18 protein-coding genes are annotated in these 16,578 nt (G+C 73.5%); 10 read left to right on the forward strand and 8 right to left on the reverse strand.

Features of this window, described 5'->3' with window-relative positions; translation table 11 throughout:
* Window positions 1-83: 83 nt before the first annotated feature.
* A complete protein-coding gene (locus AB0C17_RS17430; protein WP_357479468.1) occupies window positions 84-644 on the forward strand; it encodes a hypothetical protein in 561 nt (186 codons plus the stop codon).
* Window positions 645-651: 7 nt separating this feature from the next.
* On the opposite strand, the gene AB0C17_RS17435 is transcribed toward AB0C17_RS17430, so the two are convergent.
* From AB0C17_RS17435 to AB0C17_RS17465, 7 genes are read right to left on the reverse strand one after another with little or no spacing between them, the layout of a single operon-like run.
* The gene (locus AB0C17_RS17435; RefSeq protein ID WP_357385459.1) at window positions 652-1,251 is read right to left on the reverse strand and encodes a hypothetical protein; all 600 of its coding nucleotides are present in this window, start codon (window positions 1,249-1,251) and stop codon (window positions 652-654) included.
* Window positions 1,252-1,261: 10 nt separating this feature from the next.
* Entirely contained in the window at window positions 1,262-2,425 is a 1,164-nt protein-coding gene (locus AB0C17_RS17440) for a peptidoglycan DD-metalloendopeptidase family protein (RefSeq protein WP_357479348.1), read from the reverse strand.
* Window positions 2,422-2,982, reverse strand: a complete 561-nt coding sequence (locus AB0C17_RS17445; RefSeq protein ID WP_357385463.1) for a hypothetical protein — start codon at window positions 2,980-2,982, stop codon at window positions 2,422-2,424. Before AB0C17_RS17445 ends, AB0C17_RS17440 begins: the two co-directional genes overlap by 4 nt.
* The gene (locus AB0C17_RS17450) at window positions 2,979-4,922 is read right to left on the reverse strand and encodes an MFS transporter (protein WP_357479351.1); all 1,944 of its coding nucleotides are present in this window, start codon (window positions 4,920-4,922) and stop codon (window positions 2,979-2,981) included. The genes AB0C17_RS17445 and AB0C17_RS17450 overlap by 4 nt, the downstream gene beginning before the upstream one ends.
* 1 nt (window position 4,923) lies before the next feature.
* Entirely contained in the window at window positions 4,924-8,316 is a 3,393-nt protein-coding gene (locus AB0C17_RS17455; protein WP_357385467.1) for an ATP-binding protein, read from the reverse strand.
* 49 nt (window positions 8,317-8,365) lie between these two features.
* Window positions 8,366-8,728 (reverse strand): hypothetical protein, encoded by a 363-nt coding sequence (locus AB0C17_RS17460; RefSeq protein WP_013288977.1) that lies wholly within the window; start codon window positions 8,726-8,728, stop codon window positions 8,366-8,368.
* 13 nt (window positions 8,729-8,741) lie between these two features.
* Window positions 8,742-9,056, reverse strand: coding sequence for a hypothetical protein (locus AB0C17_RS17465; RefSeq protein ID WP_013288976.1), 315 nt, complete (start codon window positions 9,054-9,056; stop codon window positions 8,742-8,744).
* A gap of 357 nt (window positions 9,057-9,413) precedes the next feature.
* On the opposite strand from AB0C17_RS17465, the gene folP reads away from it, so the two are divergent.
* The 7 genes from folP to AB0C17_RS17500 all read left to right on the forward strand — a co-directional run bounded on the left by folP (window position 9,414) and on the right by AB0C17_RS17500 (window position 14,058).
* Window positions 9,414-10,325 (forward strand): dihydropteroate synthase, encoded by a 912-nt coding sequence (folP, locus tag AB0C17_RS17470; protein ID WP_357479354.1) that lies wholly within the window; start codon window positions 9,414-9,416, stop codon window positions 10,323-10,325.
* Window positions 10,322-10,681 carry a dihydroneopterin aldolase gene (folB, locus tag AB0C17_RS17475; protein WP_357385472.1) on the forward strand — a complete coding sequence of 120 codons (360 nt, stop codon included), beginning with the start codon at window positions 10,322-10,324 and terminating at the stop codon, window positions 10,679-10,681. The genes folP and folB overlap by 4 nt, the downstream gene beginning before the upstream one ends.
* Window positions 10,678-11,205 (forward strand): 2-amino-4-hydroxy-6-hydroxymethyldihydropteridine diphosphokinase, encoded by a 528-nt coding sequence (gene folK, locus AB0C17_RS17480; RefSeq protein ID WP_357385474.1) that lies wholly within the window; start codon window positions 10,678-10,680, stop codon window positions 11,203-11,205. Before folB ends, folK begins: the two co-directional genes overlap by 4 nt.
* An 85-nt stretch (window positions 11,206-11,290) precedes the next feature.
* Window positions 11,291-11,779 carry a DUF3180 domain-containing protein gene (locus AB0C17_RS17485; RefSeq protein WP_357479471.1) on the forward strand — a complete coding sequence of 163 codons (489 nt, stop codon included), beginning with the start codon at window positions 11,291-11,293 and terminating at the stop codon, window positions 11,777-11,779.
* Between the two features lie 114 nt (window positions 11,780-11,893).
* Complete coding sequence (locus AB0C17_RS17490; RefSeq protein WP_357385476.1) at window positions 11,894-13,120, forward strand: ABC transporter permease; 1,227 nt, start codon at window positions 11,894-11,896, stop codon at window positions 13,118-13,120.
* 60 nt (window positions 13,121-13,180) lie between these two features.
* Window positions 13,181-13,483, forward strand: a complete 303-nt coding sequence (locus tag AB0C17_RS17495) for a hypothetical protein (RefSeq protein ID WP_135242344.1) — start codon at window positions 13,181-13,183, stop codon at window positions 13,481-13,483.
* An 83-nt stretch (window positions 13,484-13,566) separates the two neighbouring features.
* Entirely contained in the window at window positions 13,567-14,058 is a 492-nt protein-coding gene (locus tag AB0C17_RS17500) for a hypothetical protein (protein ID WP_357385478.1), read from the forward strand.
* A 2-nt stretch (window positions 14,059-14,060) separates the two neighbouring features.
* Here the strand turns inward: AB0C17_RS17500 and AB0C17_RS17505 are convergent, their stop codons facing one another.
* The gene (locus AB0C17_RS17505; protein ID WP_357479357.1) at window positions 14,061-15,053 is read right to left on the reverse strand and encodes an ATP-binding cassette domain-containing protein; all 993 of its coding nucleotides are present in this window, start codon (window positions 15,051-15,053) and stop codon (window positions 14,061-14,063) included.
* A gap of 2 nt (window positions 15,054-15,055) precedes the next feature.
* Between AB0C17_RS17505 and AB0C17_RS17510 the strand changes: the two genes are divergently transcribed.
* Both AB0C17_RS17510 and AB0C17_RS17515 read left to right on the forward strand, forming a co-directional pair.
* Window positions 15,056-15,745 (forward strand): ABC transporter permease, encoded by a 690-nt coding sequence (locus AB0C17_RS17510; protein ID WP_357385482.1) that lies wholly within the window; start codon window positions 15,056-15,058, stop codon window positions 15,743-15,745.
* Window positions 15,742-16,464: an ABC transporter permease subunit gene (locus tag AB0C17_RS17515; protein ID WP_357468828.1), complete on the forward strand. Its 723-nt coding sequence runs from the start codon at window positions 15,742-15,744 to the stop codon at window positions 16,462-16,464. The genes AB0C17_RS17510 and AB0C17_RS17515 overlap by 4 nt, the downstream gene beginning before the upstream one ends.
* Window positions 16,465-16,578: the final 114 nt, after the last annotated feature.

Here is a 16,578-nt window from a genome sequence, read left to right on the forward strand (position 1 = left end):
TCCGCCCGGCGGTTCGCCACGATCCGCCGGTTCCAGGCATTGGGTACGCGACGCGCAGCCGATAGCCTCAGGAGGTGGAATCAGTGCAGCCCCCCGCCGGTTCCCAGGTGTCCCGAGTACCGGCGCAGCGAACCCCGCCGGAGCCGTTGGCGCCCCCCGCGCCCGCTCCCCTACCGGTACGCCCCAAGCGTTCCGTGCGCACGGTGCTCGCGGTCGTCGCGGGGGTGCTGGCGTTGCTGTGCACCGTCGGCGGTGTGGTCGGATTCGTGCTGTACGACCGCGCGACCGCCCCGGACCGGAGCGCCCCCGACGTGGTGGTGGACAACTATCTTCGGGCCTTCCTCGTGGACCGCAACGACACAAAGGCGCAGGAGTTCGCTTGCAAGTCCGAGGGCAACCTTGATGCTCTTCGAGACCTCCGTGCGGAGATGGAGCAGCGGGAGGCCAAGTTCGAGGTGGTGGTCCGAGCTAGCTGGGGGGCCTTGACCAGAGTCAAGGATGGCGAGGATGAGTCGGTATCCACGACGCTGACCATTTCGAGTTCGGCTGATGGTCAGACACGCAGCAGCCGACGCGAGGACTGGCAGTTTCGGGTAGTTGAGCGGGACGGATGGCGCGTCTGCGACGGCAAGAGAATTGGTTGAGTGGAGCTCATTCCAGCCAGAGCAGGTGCACCGGCACCTCCAACGTGGTCGGTGCCTGCCCACGCCAGGCCCACCGGTACCACTCCAGCTCCGGGGCCACCCGCACGCAGATGTCGCCGTCCGGGCCGGAGTAGGTCTCGGTGACGGCGCGCAGGTCGCGCCGCTCCACACCGTCGTCCACGTACACCACGCGCCGTCCGGTCACGGCGTCGGCCTCGAACACCGGCGTGGGTGGCCGGCGTTCCGGCACGTCCAGCGACACCAGCCGGAGACCCGGGGCGCTCGCCCCGGCCGCCGGACGCCGCTCGCCGATGGTCTCCACCCAGACCCGTTCCACTGGTACCAGCGGCGCGAACACCTCAACCTGCTCGGCCTCGGCCCGGTACCACTCGTGTTCCGGAATCACCGGTACGTAGGTGCGGCTGCCCTGCACCACCCGCTCGTCGGCCCGCAGGTCGCCCCGCCAGCCGAGACCGGGCAGGCCGACCAGCACGCGGCGACCGCGTAGCTCGGCCCCGCCGGCGGCGGGCACGGTCTCCACCGGGCGGGGTGGTAGCGGCGCCCAGTCCGGTCGGTCGGCGAACGGGTCGGGCAGGGGGTTGCTCATCCGCCCGTCCTCACCCGGTCTCGCCGAGGGGTGCGCCCCGCTTGCGCATGAAGGGGACCGGGTTCTCCGCTCCTCTGCTGGACCGATCGCCGTCGTGGTGCACCTCGAAGTGCAGGTGCGGGCCGGACGAGTTGCCGCTGCTGCCGGAGATCCCGATGACCTCGCCCGCCGCGACCGACTGACCCGGCACCACGCGGGGCCGTTCGACCATGTGGCAGTAGCGGGTGATGAACCCGCCGGCGTGCAGGATGTCCACGAACCACCCGCAGCCGCCCTTGTCCGGCCAGCCGTCCCGGTCGCAGTCCCGCCGCCCGGAGCGGTCGGGGTCGCAGCGGGCGACCAGCACCCGTCCCGCCGAGGCGGCGTGGATCGGAGTGCCCTTCGAGGCGGCCAGGTCGACGCCGTGGTGGCTGGGACGGGCGGTGGTGCGGAAGCCGGAGACCACGCCGCCGGGCAGCGGCGCGGTCCAGCCGGAGGCGGCGATCCGGTCTCCGGCGGCGGCGTCGCACACCGCCTTGCCGGCGATCTCCACGGTCCGGGCGGCGCCTCCGGCGAGCTCGTCGACGATGCGTCCGGCCAGTTCCTCGTGTTTGGCGTAGGCGTCGGGATAGGCGCTGACCTGGACCTGCTGGGCCACGACTGTGAGTGGGCGCTGCTGCCAGTCCGGTACCTTCTCCATCTTCTGGTAGAACTTGCGGGCCGCGTACGAGGGTGTCATCCGCTGCTCGACGCTGCCCCACCCGGGCCGCTGCTGGAACAGGCCGAGCGAGTCGTGGTCGGCGCCCACTCCCTCGTGCGGCAGCGCGAGCGACGCCGGGACCGTACTGTTGGCGAGGTTGCGCAGCGCCGACTCCTGCATCGCGGTGGCCAGCGCGATCACCCAGCCGCGGGCGGGAAGTTTCATGTCCTGGCCGACCTTGATGATGACCGCGGCGTTGCGGAGCTGGCGCTCGCCGTACTCGGCGAAGCGCGGCATGTCCCCGGTCAGGTTCACCTGGTAGGCGGGGTCACAGTTCAGGGCCGCGAGCTTCGGGTCGTCCTCGTCGCCGCCCAGTTCGGTGAGGAGGAAGGCACCGGCACCGCCGACGCAGCAGAGCAGGGCGAGCACGCTCGTCACGGCGGTGGCGACCACGCCGAGGCGCAGCTTCCGGCGGGCCTGCCCGGCGGCGGTCACGACCGCTCCCAGTCGACCGCGTCCACCAGCCAGGGCCCGTCCGGTGCGACGAGTTCGAGCCGGAGCGTGCCGTTGTCCAGCGGAACCAGCGCCTCCACGAAGGACTCGGTGCGGGGCCGGAGCGTCGGGGCGCCCGTCACCTTCCGCGCGGGCACCGTCTCCGGATCGGCACCGGTCATCTTCTCGACCAGGGCCGGGGTGGACAGTGGCCGCAGGCGGGCCTGCCAGGCGTCGCCGCTGCTGCCCGGCCCGCTCAGCCACGCCGTGGTGAACCGCCCGGCGATCTGCTCCGGGGTGGCCTCCCCCGGCCGGACCTTGGGTGCGACAGCGGCCGGCGGGCTGGACAGCACGCCGTCGTCACCGGCCTCCGGGTCGGCTGTGCTGATCGGCTGGGAGGGGCGGCTGGCCAGGCCGGGGCCGGTGTCGCCCGGCCCGGCGACCAGACGCGCCGCGCCGATCACCCCGAAGACCAGTACGGCGATCACCAGGGCGACACCGATCCGGGATCGGAGGACCCGGGTGAAGAGGAATTCCAGCGCCCGACGCACCGGACTCACCGGGCCTCGGAGCGGACACGGGGCGCCGGCCGGGCCGGGGAGGTGCCGCGGCCCGCCGAGTCCGGCCGGTAGACGGCGTAGGAGGGCGACTCCTCCGGCACGTCCGGCTCGGTCCAGGTCGACGGCGCACGCCGGGGCCGGGGCGTGGCGGTGGGACGGCCGCCCGGCCGCCCGGTCGCGGGCGGGTCCTCCGGCCGTTCCCGTCCGTCCGGCCGTTCCCGCTCGGCGGGCGTGGCGCTGTGCGCCGGATCCTCGTGCCGGGCCTCCGGCCGGAGGCTGCGCTGGTCGGCCGTGACGGTGCGGCGCTTGCCGATCGCCGGCTCGTTGGTGCCACCGGGCTCGGCCACGTCCAGCCGGGCGGCGATCCGCATGTCCCGGAAGAACCGGCGGTGCCAGGACCCGGCCGAACTGACCGCCTCGCTGCTGTCCTTGCCGCCGAGCTGGGTGATCCGGCGGTACGGCCGCAGCAGCAGCCAGCCGACCACCCCGCAGAGCCAGACCAGCACCACCTGGAGCCAGCCGGGCAGCGTCGCGGTATTCATGATCAGGTCGACGGCGAAGAGGTAGATGGCCGCCCCGGTGCCGAAGATGGCGATGTTGAAGACCGCGGCGACCACCGCGTTCGCCAGCCGCCGGAGGCCGGCGCTGGCCGGGCGCATCAGGCCGACAGTGCCGAGGATCGGCGCGGCGATCACCGCCCAGCGGAAGATCAGGAAGCCGAGCAGCACCAGCAGCGACGCGGTGAGGTCGAACATGGCGAACAGCACCGAGGCCAGCACCGCGATGAACCCGGCACCGATCCGGTCCATGTCTTTGGTGCCCTTGAGGTACTCGTATGCCTCCGGGTCCTCGGTCTCGATCTGCTGGGCGACACGGGCCCACTGCTGCTGCTTGGCCTTGATCGTGCCCTCGCGGGTAGCCGGATTCTGGCGGAGCTTCTCGGACTCCTCCCAGGTCAGGGACTGGGCGTCGTAAAGGGCCGGACCATACTTCTTCGCAGTCTCGCTGTCCGCCGAGCCGAGCACACCGCGCAGCCAGTTCCGGTAGAGCATCGTCTCGGTGGCTGTGTCACTCGCGCGCACGGCGGGTGGCCGGTGATCCTTGCACGCTTGCGGATTCGGGTCGTCACACTGCCCCGGCGGCGTGTCCTTGGTAGAAGGGCCGACCGCGTCGTGCACCACGCCCAGCGTGCTGATCAGCGTGTTGTCGGCGATGTTCGCGGACTTGACCGGCCAGGCGGCCAGCGCGGTCACCGCCACCATCACCAGCAGCGCCCAGCCCGCGGTGGTCATCGCGTTGCTCATGTCCGACTGGCGGGACCGCCAGAGCAGGTAGAGGCCGACCACGCAGACGGTGATGATGCCGAAGACGCTGAACACCTTCTGGTAGACGGCCTTCGTGGCTTGTTCCACAAGCGGGTCGGCCCAGCTCCACATCGTGCGCGGGTCCCAGGCGCGCTCGCGCAGCGCGTTCGAGGCACCGATCACCGCGTTGGCGAACATGAACTCGCCGTTGGCGACCATCGTGGTGAACCGGTAGTCCGGATGCAGCACCGAGGAGGCGCAGCCGCCGTCGATGTCGTACGTGTTGTAGCTGTACCCGGCGTAGCCGTAGTCGCTGTAGAGGCCCTTCGGGCCGGGCTCCTTCGCCGAGTCGGGCCGGGACGCGAACCAGCCGGCCAGGCCCGAGTCCGGCGCGGCGGGCACCGGCGCGTTGCGGCACTCGACCTGGTCCTCGCTGACGGCCTTGAGCTTGCCGACGCAGGACCGGAAGTCGGCCTGCCACTCCTTGGTGCTGCACAGCTCGGCGCGCGCCTGGGCGACCGGCGCGGCGGCGTACGCGGGTGTGGCCGCCCCGATCACCGGCCAGGAGATCGTGGCCCCGGCGAGTACGCCGAGCGCGAGGAGGAGCGCCGTGATCCGTGCCCGGGCCCTCGCCATGTCACGCCTCCAGATCAGCCAGGACGGTCGGCAGTATCCCGGCGGCCTGGGCGACCGCGGCGGGGGTGGTGTCCAGGTGCTCCAGCAGCCCGTCGACGTACGACACGTCGACCCGGACCTTCTGCACGCGCCCGTCGACGTCGCGCATGACGAACTCGCGGAAGCCGAGCCGGTTGGCCGACCCGCTGTCGGCCTGGGAGAGAGAGGCGAGTGTCGCCTCGTACCCGTCGTCCACGGGCACCCGCAGCAGGCGCAGCGCCTCGGAGGCGATCTCGCTGTCCTCGGCGATCCGGCCGACGAAGACGGTGGAGACGAGGTTCTGCACGTCGAGGCCGAGGATGTCCTTCGGGTTCTGCGAGGCGACCAGCGCGGCCAGGTTCCACTTGCGGGAGTCGCGGGCGAGCCGGACCAGGAACGACCGGCCGGAGCGCCAGCCCTCCATGAAGTGCGCCTCGTCGAGGCCGACCAGCTTCCGCGAGGACATCGACCCGCCGTAGCAGCGGCGTACCGCGAGCCGGTGCGCGGTGTGCAGCATCGGCAACGCGAGCGCCTCCTCGGCCGACCAGTACTCCCGCTCGATCTTGAGGTCGGGGAGCCGCAGGCCGGCCATGGTGATGACGGTGAGCGCGGCGTCGGCGCCGAGCAGCCCCTCCGGCGGCCGGCCGAAGAAGAGCATGGCCAGCGGCATCTCGGCGGTGTCGAGCAGCAGGTGGGCCAGCTCGCGACCGGCGTCGTCGTCGAGCCCTTGCAGGCAGGTGACCACGTCGTCGAGCGTGGAGGTCTCCTCGGCGGGCACCTGGCGTACGGCGTGCCGGAACAGCGTGGCGGTGGACGCCTCCCGGGCCACCTGCGGCGGCACCAGCATCATGCAGATGTCCTGCACCAGCATCCGGCGCTCGGCGCGGGCGTTCGACACGGCGATCTCGAACTCGCGGTCGCCCGCCGCACCGGCGCCGAACTCGCTGCGCAGCGGCGTCGGGATCAGCGCGTACGGCGCGAGCGTGCCCTGCTCCGAGCCGGTCAGGTTGAGCACCCGGGAGTACGGTGCCAGCTCGGGCATGGCGCACAGCCGGGCCAGCGGACCGGACGGGTCGAGCAGCGTCACCTGTACGCCACGGCGTGCGGCCAGGTAGCCGAGCGCGCCGAGCAGCGTCGACTTGCCACCGCCGGGTTCGGCGACGAAGACGGCGAGGCCGGAGCGCTCGCGTACCTCCATCGGGAAGTGCAGGTCGAGGAAGACGGGCCGGCGGCAGGTGCCGGCGGTGCGCCCGATCAGGTCGCCGCGCCGGTCGCCGACAGTGGACGCGGCCTGCGGCAGCGCGGCGGCCAGCAGGTTGACGGGCATCCGCCGGACGTAGCCGGTGTTGGCGATCGGTTCGCCGGGGATGAACTCGCGGGCCAGCCAGTCCTGGTTCTTCGGGTGCTGGAGCGAGATCCGCAGCTCGCGGGAGTAGAGCTGGATGAGCCGCCGGGCCCGTTCCAGGCACTCCTCCCGGGTCCGCCCGCCGACCGCGATGCGGTGCCAGCCGTGTGCCCGGGCCGAGTCGACGGGCAGGCCGGTGGTCATCTCGTCGCCGATCACCAGCGCGCGCTTGGCCAGCCGTTCCAGCTCCGGTGGCGCGTCGATGCCGTGCTCGGCGTAGTCGAGCTGCTGGGAGCGGATCATCCGGAGCCGGTGTTCGAGGTTCCGGAAGGAATCGTTGGGGCCGAGGATGTCGACCCGGGTGGACAGCTCCATCGGCCACGGCAGCCGCTCGTGGAAGTGCAGCCAGGGCTCGTGCCGTTCGGGGATCTCCAGCGGCTCCATCCGGCCGACCGCGAGCACCGCGACGTGGCGCTCCTCGCCGGTCATCCGGTTGACCAGCTTCACCGTCGAGCCGTACGGGGTGCGGTAGCGCTCGACCTGCTCGGTGAGGGCCAGCAGATCGCCGCGTTCCCACCGGCCGTTCGTGATCGGGGAGAGGACGCCGGGCGGCGCCATGCACAGCGCCACCGACCGGTAGAGCAGCCATTCCAGCTCGGGCGCGGTGACCCGCCGCCCGCGCATGCCGAACGCGCCGAGGACCTCGTCGAACTGCTCGACGGTACGGCTCAGCCGGCGCCGCTCGCCGTCGGCGGTGCCCCGGCCGAACGTACGCAGCAGTCGTTCGGTGAGCGAGTCGCCGAGTGACCGGCGGGCGAACGTGACACCGAGGTAGGTCTGGCCCTCGGCGTGGTTGACCGCCATCAGGTGCCGCTGGGCGGCGACCAGGTGATCGGCCCAGCCGGTGGTGCCCGGCACGTCGGGCAGCGGGGCGACGGTGTGCGCGTCGATGGTGCGGGCCCACTCGTCGGCCGGGAAGGGCCTCGTGGTCCGGCGCAGGTGCAGCCGGAAGCCGGCGAGGCCGGCGTACTGCTCGGAGATCGCCGAGAGCAGCGCCTCGCGTTCCGCGTCCGGCCGGAACGCCCACCGCACCTCGGGCAGCCAGTACCAGGCGGTGACCGTGTTCGGAGTGAAGGTGAGGTGACCGGCGATCTCGGTGATGGCCAGCTCGACCGACGGGTCCCGATCGCCGAACTTGATCTTCGGGGCGCGGACCCGGGCCGGTTTGGTCGGCCGGTTCCGGCGTTCCGGCGTGCGTTGCCGGGGCGGCGTCACCTCGCGGTGCTCCGGGCGGCCCACCTCACGCGAGGGCGCCGTGCCGGCCGCGAGCGGCCCGGCCGGGGCGAGGTCCGGTTCCCGGTGCTCGGCCGGGGCGGGCGCGGCGACGGGCACGGGCGGCGCGGGGATCTGCGGGGGCGGCGGTAGCGCCGGCTCCGGCTCGGCCGGAGGGCGGAGCACGGGCAGCCGGTCACCGGCCTGCTGCGGAACCCGGCTACGGGACGGCGGCGGCGGGGCGAGGACCGCTGGCGGGTCGGGCAGGGACGGCTCGACCGGCGGCGGCGCGGCGTGCGTGGGCGCGGGCCGGGGACGCCCGACGGCGCGTACCCCCGGGGCCTGCTCGCGGACCGGCGGTTCCGGTTCGGGCCGCGGGGCCGGCTCGATCGGGACGGCGGGCTGGTGCGGGATCGGCAGGGGCTCGCGGCCGACGCCGCGGCGGGGCGGCGCCACCACCGGCTCGACCGGAGAGGGCGGCGCGGACGCGGCGGGTCGCCGCCGGGGCTGCGCGCCGCCGAACAGGTCGAGGAAGGGCGAGTCGATGTCGCCGTCGGGGCGTACCGGCTCACGCGGTGTCATCGGACGCGGCGGCTGGAAGACGCCGACGCGGCCGTGCCCGGGGCTGGTGACGAGCGCGCTGTCCAGGACCACCTCGTCCAGATCCTCGTCCGGTGGGTAGTCGAACGATCGCGCACGGTTACCGTTGGGCCCGGCCGGGCGCCCGGCCGGGGAACCCGGCGTGGAAGAGCGACTCATGCGACCGCCTCACCCGCATCGTTCGTCTGCACGGTTGTCGTACGCCCGGTCATGCCAGTTCCTCCCGGATCCTGATCCGGCTCGCCACGAGCCGCGGATCCCGCTGCTCGGTGGCCGGTTCCCGGGTGCGTCGCCAGTCGGTCAGCGCGGTCCGGATGACCATTCGCGCGGGCCGGTCCGGGTCGACGTACCGGAAGATGAACGAGGTCGTCACGATCGCCAGCGAGATCTCCCAGGCGGGGAACAGCTCGACCTGGAGCGTGAACAACCAGTGGATGAACATGTAGAGGGGTACGAGCAGCATGAACAGGCCGTACTGGGCGTACGGCAGATGGACGGGAAGGGTGTACCCGGGTGGCCCCAGGTAGACGAGGCGTGCCCGGTAGATGTCGTCGTCGGTGCGCAGCCGCATCGTCGCCCGCGCCCTACTCGAAGATCAGGTTGATCAGGTAGTCGCCGACGAAGAACAGTGTTGCCGCCCCGGCGATGAAGGCCAGGCCGATGATGGCGATGGCCGAGCTGGTCAGCACCTTCGAGATCTCACCCCGGCTGGCCCGGCCGATGAAGATCACGCCGAGGACCGCGAGCAGGATCGGCGCGATCTTGCTGGCGAAGAAGGTGACGACGTTGTCGGTGTCGATGCCCTTCGGGGCCGGCTCGGCGAGTGGAGTCGACGCCAGGGTGTGGAGCGCGTGGTCGACGGCACTGGATGCCGTTGCCATGAGCTCGATGGCGATCACTGGAAACCTCCCCAAGGTCGCGGCCGGCGGTGCCGCGTTGGTGCAAGTAGGCAAGCCTGGCGGGATGGTGCTCGTCAGAGACAGCGCCGTAAACGCTGCGTCCGTCACCCACCACGCAGAGTGGTGAGTTTTGGGGGGATTCTTCCCGCTTCGGCCCTCCCTCCAGGCTTCGCCATCTCGATGCTGGGCAATTCCAAAGCGTACGGCCCGGCCACCTTTGCGACAAGCCGTGAAGAGTCGACCCCCGAATGCCCGGATGACCGATCGTACACCTGTTCCAATGCGCACGTCAGGGGTGCCGCGTTCCGCGTTCGCCCGGTGGCCGGAAGCCCTGGCGGCGAACGGTACTGTCGGGCCGTGACCGATCTGGTACGGGCGGAGAACCCGGTGGTGATGGGCGTCCTCAACGTCACGCCCGACTCCTTCTCCGACGGCGGCAGATACGCCGATCTGGACGCGGCCGTCGCACACGGGGTGCGACTGCGCTCCGACGGCGCGGACCTGATCGACGTGGGTGGCGAGTCCACCCGGCCGGGCGCCGACCGGGTCGACCCGGAGACGGAGACCGCCCGGGTGCTGCCTGTGGTCCGCGAGCTGAGCGCCGCCGGGATTCTGGTCAGCATCGACACCAGTCGCGCCCGGGTCGCCGAGGCCGTCCTCGCCGCCGGCGCGTACGCGGTGAACGACGTCTCCGGCGGCCTCGCCGATCCGGACATGGCCCGGGTGGTCCGCGACGCGGGCTGCCCCTGGGTGCTCATGCACTGGCGGGGGCACTCCCGGGGGATGCGTGAGCTGGCCACGTACACCGACGTGGTGGCCGACGTCCGGGACGAGCTGAGCCGGCGCGTCGACGCCGCGCTCGCCGCCGGGGTCGCCGCCGACCGGATCATCGTCGACCCGGGCCTGGGCTTCGCCAAGACCGCCGCGCACAACTGGGCGCTCAGCGCCCGCCTGCCGGAGCTGGTCGAGCTGGGCTTCCCGGTGCTGTTCGGGGCCAGCCGCAAGTCCTACCTGGGCCGGCTGCTCGCCGACCCGGCGGGCGAACCCCGGCCCACCGCCGGGCGGGAGGCCGCGACCGTCGCGACCAGCGTGCTCGCCGTCGCGGCCGGCGCCTGGGGGGTGCGCGTGCACGACGTCCGCGGCACCGCCGACGCGCTCGCCGTCTGGCGGGCCACCGGCAGCCCCCGGCTGGCGACCGCGACCGGCGCACGGCCGGCGACCGCGTCGCGGACAGCAGCGACCACCGGCCTGAGCGGAGGCGACAGGTGACCGACCGGATCGAGCTGACCGGCCTGCGCGCGCACGGCCGCCACGGCGTCTACGACTTCGAGCGCGCGCAGGGCCAGGAGTTCGTGGTCGACGCGGTGCTCGAACTGGACCTCGGCCCGGCCGCCGGCTCGGACGAGGTGACCGACACCGTGCACTACGGCGAGCTGGCCGAACGTCTGGTCGCGGTCATCACCGGCGAGCCGGTGAACCTGATCGAGACACTCGCCGACCGGCTGCTCGCGGTCTGCCTGGCCGAGCCGCTGGTGGAGGCCGCGACGGTGACCGTGCACAAGCCCGAGGCCCCGATCCCGCACGCCTTCCGGGACGTCGCCGTCACGATGCGGCGTACCCGGTGACCCGGGCCGTGCTGTCGATCGGCAGCAACCTGGGCGACCGCCTCGGCCACCTGCGTGGCGCCGTGGCCGCGCTCGGCGACCGGGTGCTGCTGGTCTCCGGCGTCTACGAGACTCCACCGTGGGGGGACGCCGACCAGCCCGCGTACCTGAACGCGGTGGTGATGGTCGCGGACCCGGCGGCGGCGCCCGAGGACTGGCTGGCCCGCGCCCGGGCCGCGGAGGCGGCGGCCGGGCGCGACCGCGACCCGCGACGGCGGTACGGGCCGCGCACGCTGGACGTGGACGTGATCGCGGTCTGGGACGACGCCGGTGAGCCGGTGCTCCGCGACGACGCCGAGCTGACGGTGCCGCACCCCCGGGCCCACCTGCGCGCCTTCGTGCTGCGCCCGTGGATCGACATCGAGCCGCACGGCCGGCTACCCGGGCACGGCTGGCTGACCGACCTGCTCAACGCCGAGCCGCTGGCCGGGGACGCGCTGGAACTGAGCCCGCGACCGGATCTGACGCTAGAGTCGGAAACATGACCCGCTGGAGTGCGGCCCCGCCGTCGCGAGCCGAGGAGGCGCGGTGAGCACCGCGCGCTCCCCGCAGGGGCCCGACCGCTTCCGGATGGGCCCGACCCGGGCCTCCACGCTGGTGGTGGCCGGTCTGGCCGCCGCCGCGGTGGCCTGGCTGCTGATCAGCAGCTTCTATGGAGACCTCGGCTCCGACCTGCCCTGGCTGCCGGTGATCACGCTGGCCGGGCTGGCCGTGCTGGAGGGCTACGCCGCGGTCAACACGCGCGGCCGGATCGAGCGGCGGCCCGGCCGGGAGCCGGTGAACCCGCTGCTGGTGGCCCGGTTCGTGGTGCTGGCCAAGGCGTCCGCGCTGGCCGGCGCCATCTTCGCCGGCTTCTACGCGGGGCTGACCGGCTGGCTGTTCGTCGAGCGCACGAACGCGGCCATGAACGACCGGCCCGCCGCGCTCGGCGGCCTGATCGCCGCGCTCGCGCTGGTCGCGGCCGCGCTCTGGCTGGAACGCTCCTGCCGGGTCCCGGAGCAGGAGGACGACGAGGACCGCGAGCCGGGCGACCGGGAGACGCCCCGCGGCCGTCTCTGAGGGTTCCCCCCACCCCGGCCCGGCGGTACCGTCCCTGGGCGACCGGAGAGCGACGGCCGCCACCGGTCCGCCCGCCCGTGGGCCGGACGCGGCCACCTGGGGAGGCGCGAGCCAATGGCGTACGACGATGCGGGCCGGACAGCGCCGCCGGAGACGTCGTCCGGGGTGCCCGCTGCCGTACTGGAGAACGTCTTCGACGACCCGGCACACGGCGAACCCGGCCGGGACCGGATCGCGGTGCACGTGCTCTGGGAGTTCGTGCTGCTGGCCGCGCTGGTCGCGATGGCCTGGCTGCTCTGGCGGGAGGACTCGGACGCGCTGCGCGGCGGCGCCCTGAAGACGCTGCTCGTCGACGTGGCCGCGCTCGGCCTGTTCACCCTCGCCGCCGGCCTGAGCCTGCGGGCCGGCGCGGTGAACCTGGCGATCGGCCCGGTCGCGCTGGCCTCCGCGCTGCACTTCGCCGAGCAGGGCGACCGGGGCGTACGGGAGGCGCTGCTGCCGGCGCTCGGGGTGGCGGCGGTGGCCGGGCTGGCACTCGCCCTGGCCGTCGTGGTGCTGCACGTGCCCGGCTGGGCGGCGAGCCTGGCCGGGGCGGCCGGCGTGATCGTCTACCTGGAACGGCGGACCGGCCCGGTCACCGTGCAGGGGGACTACGACCCCCGCCGCAGCGCGCTGTACCTCTTCGTCGGCTTCGCCGCGGTCGCCGTCCTCGGTGGCCTGTTCGCCGCGATGAAGCCGGTACGCCGGCTGATCGGCCGGTTCCGGCCGGTCGCCGACCCGGCCCGGCGGCGCGGCGCGGTGGCCGCCACGGTGACCGCGCTGGCGCTCGTCGGGTCCACCGTGCTGGCGATGCTCGCCGGCGTGCTGCTCGCGGCGAACGGGGACGGTCAGGTCGCGCCCGGCACCGGGCTGGACTGGACCCTGCTGGCGGTCGGCACGGCGATGCTCGCCGGCACCAGCGCGTACGGACGCCGAGGCGGCATCTTCGGCACCCTGTTCGCGGTCTGCCTGGTGGTGGTGTTCCTGGCCTGGACCGTGCCGTACGGCTGGACGGTCAGCCGGTGGGCGCTGGGTGGTGCCGTGCTCGGCGTCGGCCTGCTCGTCACCCGGCTGGTCGAGACGTTCGGCCGGCCGCGCCCGGCGGCGCCGGTCGGACCCGGTCCGGTCCGCCCGGCCCGGGACGGCGCGTCGAGTGGCGGCTGGACGATGACCCCGGCGCCCCAGCCGGGCGACACCTGGCCGTCGGTGCTGCCGGTACGCGAGCACGACACCCCGGTCGAGGCATGGGAGGCCCAGCGCTGGGACAGCGAACCCCGGCGCTGGGACGCCGACGATCGCTGACCCGGCGGTGGCCGTGCGTCCCGCGCGCCGGGACTGATCTCTCCGGTTAGGCTCGGCGGCATGACCGATACTCCTGCCCCCGGTGGCCGCACCTTCGACGAGCTCGACAAGCTCTCCACCGAGGAACTGCGCGAGCAGGCGTTCAACCTGGCGCGCGACCGCCGCGACGTGGGCTTCTTCTGGTCGGTCCTGCGGCACCTGCCCAACGCAGACGAGGCCGCCGCGCTGGACGGGGCGCCGAACTCGATCGGCCCGACCATCGACGAGGCGAACGCGCTCTGGCGTGAGCTGACCGGGCACGGCTACGACGAGTCCGCGCCGCTGCTGCGCGCCGCCTTCATCGACTACCTGATGAAGCACTGAGGTCGATGACGGCCCGCCGGCCGGCGGCAGCCGCCCGCCTACGCAGGTTTGCCCGGCGGGACCGGCCGGGAACTGACCGCCGCATGGCTCTGAGCAACCGCCCTCGTACCGTCTCCCAGTACGGCACGGCCGCCGGCACCGGGATGCTCGCCGCGTTCCTGCTCGTCGCCGTCGGTGGCAGCCCGATGTACGTGGACTGGGCGCAGCGCGGCACCGACCCGACCGGTGCCGGTGGCTGGTTCCTCCGGCTGCTCGCCTGGCCGTCCTGGCGGTGGCAGGCCGACGAGGGCGTGTTCGCCACCAATCTCCGGGCGATCCTGCTCCTCGTGCTGGCCGCGGCGCTGCTGTACCTCCTGCCCGGCCCGCAGGTCGACCGGGTGACGTCCTCGGGCAGTCAGTTCCTCTCCGGCTGGGGCGCGTACGCGCTCGCCGCCGGGCTCAGTGCCCTGCTCGCCACGCTCCTCGGCCCGCACGGCTCGCTGTACGCCGCGTTCCAGGCCGCCAGCACCGGTGTCACGTACGGCTTCTTCGCGGGCTGGATCGTCGGCCTGGCCAGCCTCGGCGGCCGGGCCTGAGGTCAGTCCAGAGCGCCCAGCGTCAGCACCCGGGCGCGGGCGAGCAGCCCCACCGCCCGGCCCTCCTCGGTGACCACCGCGTGCTCGGCGCCGGAGGTGAGCAGCGCGCCGAGCGCGTCGTACGCCGAGTCGCCGAGCGCCACAGTGGGCAGGCCGGCGCCGCCGTCGGCCGGGAGCGGGTCGAGCACCGCGCGGGTCACCGGGGTGACAGCGAGCCGCCGGATGCCCCGGTCGGCGCCGACGAACTCGCGGACGAAGTCCGAGGCGGGCGCGCCGAGCAGCGCGGCGGGCGTGTCGTACTGCTCCAGCCGGCCGCCCTCGGAGAGCACCGCGATCCGGTCGCCCAGCCGGACCGCCTCGTCGAGGTCGTGGGTGACCAGCACGATCGTCTTGCGTACCTCGGCCTGCAACCGCAGGAACTCCTCCTGCAGGCGGGTCCGGACGATCGGGTCCACCGCCGAGAACGGCTCGTCCATCAGCAGCACCACCGGATCGGCGGCGAGCGCCCGGGCCACGCCGACGCGCTGCCGCTGCCCGCCGGACAGCTCGTGCGGGTACCGCCTGCCGAACTGAGCCGGGTCCAGACCGACGAGCTCCAGCAGCTCGCCGACCCGGGCCCGGGTCCGCTGCTTCGGCCAGCCGAGCAGTCCCGGCACGGTCGCCACGTTCGCGGCGACGGTCTGGTGCGGGAAGAGGCCGACGTTCTGGATGACGTAGCCGATGCGGCGGCGTAGCGCCACCGGATCGACCCGGGTGACGTCGTCGTCGCCGAGCAGGATCCGCCCGCCGGTCGGCTCGATCAGCCGGTTGACCATCCGCAGCACAGTCGACTTGCCGCAGCCGGACGGGCCGATCAGCACCACCAGCTCGCCGGCGGCGACCTCCAGGCTCAGCTCGCGTACCGCCTCGGTGTCGTCCGGGTAGCGCTTGCGGATGCGCTCCAGCGTGATCGACGCCGCGCCGCCTCCGGCGGCGCTCCCCGGGGTACCGTCCACGTGTGTCCCTCCACCTGAGCTACCGGGCCGACCCGGGTAATCCGTGGTTCTCCTGGCAGTACGTGCGGGACAACTCTGACACGATCCTGGCCGCGCTGCGGGAGCACACCTGGCTGACCGGCCGGGCCGTGGTGATCGCCGCGCTGGTGGCGCTGCCGCTGGCGGTGCTCGCGTACTGGTTCCGGTCGCTGTCGGCACCCATCCTGGCGGTGACCGGGGTGCTCTACACCGTCCCGTCGCTGGCGTTGTTCGCGTTCCTGGCGCCGTACCTGGGCATCGGCGCGATCACCGTGCTCACCGTCGTGGCGCTGTACGCGTTGCTGGTCATCGTGCGCAACGCGCTGGCCGGGCTGAACCAGGTGCCGCCGGAGGTGCGCGAGGCCGCCGAGGGCATGGGGTACGGCAGGTGGGGGCGGCTGCTGCGGATCGAGCTGCCGCTGGCGCTGCCGGGCATCCTCACCGGCGTACGGCTGGCGACCGTGTCCACTGTCGCGCTCGTCACGGTCGGGGTGGTGGTCGGCCGGGGCGGCCTGGGCCAGCTCATCTTCGCGGGCTTCCAGAACAACTTCTACAAGGCCCAGATCATGACCGGCACGGTGCTGTGCGTGCTGCTGGCGCTGGTGCTCGACCTGGTGCTGGCGGGCGTGGGCCGCCTGCTCACCCCCTGGCTGCGCGGGAGGTCCGCCCGGTGAACCCCGTCGAGCAGGCAGTGGTCTGGCTGAACGACCCGCTGAACTGGACCAACCCCGGCGGCGTGCTGGACCGCCTCGGCGAGCACCTGAGCATGTCCGCGCTGGCGGTGCTGCTGGGCTGCCTGGTGGCCTGGCCGATCGGGCTCTGGCTCGGGCACAGCGGCCGGGGCGGCGGGCTGGTCCTGCTGGTCTCCAACGTCACGCTGGCGATCCCGACGCTGGCGCTGCTGACCATCCTCCCGCTGACGTTCCTCGGCTTCGGCCGGTCGGCAGTGGTCGTGGCGCTCGCGGTCTTCGCGGTTCCGCCGCTGCTGGCGAACGCGTACACCGGGGTGCGGCAGGCCGACCCGGAGGCCCGGGACGCGGCCCGGGGGATGGGCCTGTCCGGCGGCCAGGTGCTGCGCCGGGTGGAGCTGCCGCTCGCGGTGCCCTACCTGGCGGCCGGCTTCCGTACCGCGGCGGTGCAGGTGGTGGCCACCGCGGCGCTCGCCTCCTTCGTCAACGGCGGCGGGCTGGGCCAGATCATCCGGGCCGGTTTCGGGCTCGACATCGCCGCCGGCGGGGGGCAGATCATCGCGGGCGGGGTGCTGGTGGCCGGGTTGGCGCTGCTCGTGGAGGGGGTGCTCGCGCTGGTGGAGCGGGCGGTCACGCCGCGCCCGCTGCGCCGGGTACGCCGGCGGGCGAACCGCCGCGCGACGGCGGCGACGACCGGCGGTTGAGCCGTCGGTGACGATCAGGTGACGAAAACCGCTCCGAGTTTGTCGGTCGGGTCTGGAGGATATTGGCTGGAGTCGCGGGTGGCCGTCCGGGTCGCCCGTCGGACACGCGGCCGG

Source organism: Micromonospora sp. NPDC048887, from assembly GCF_040649715.1.
Taxonomy (GTDB): Bacteria; Actinomycetota; Actinomycetes; order Mycobacteriales; family Micromonosporaceae; genus Micromonospora.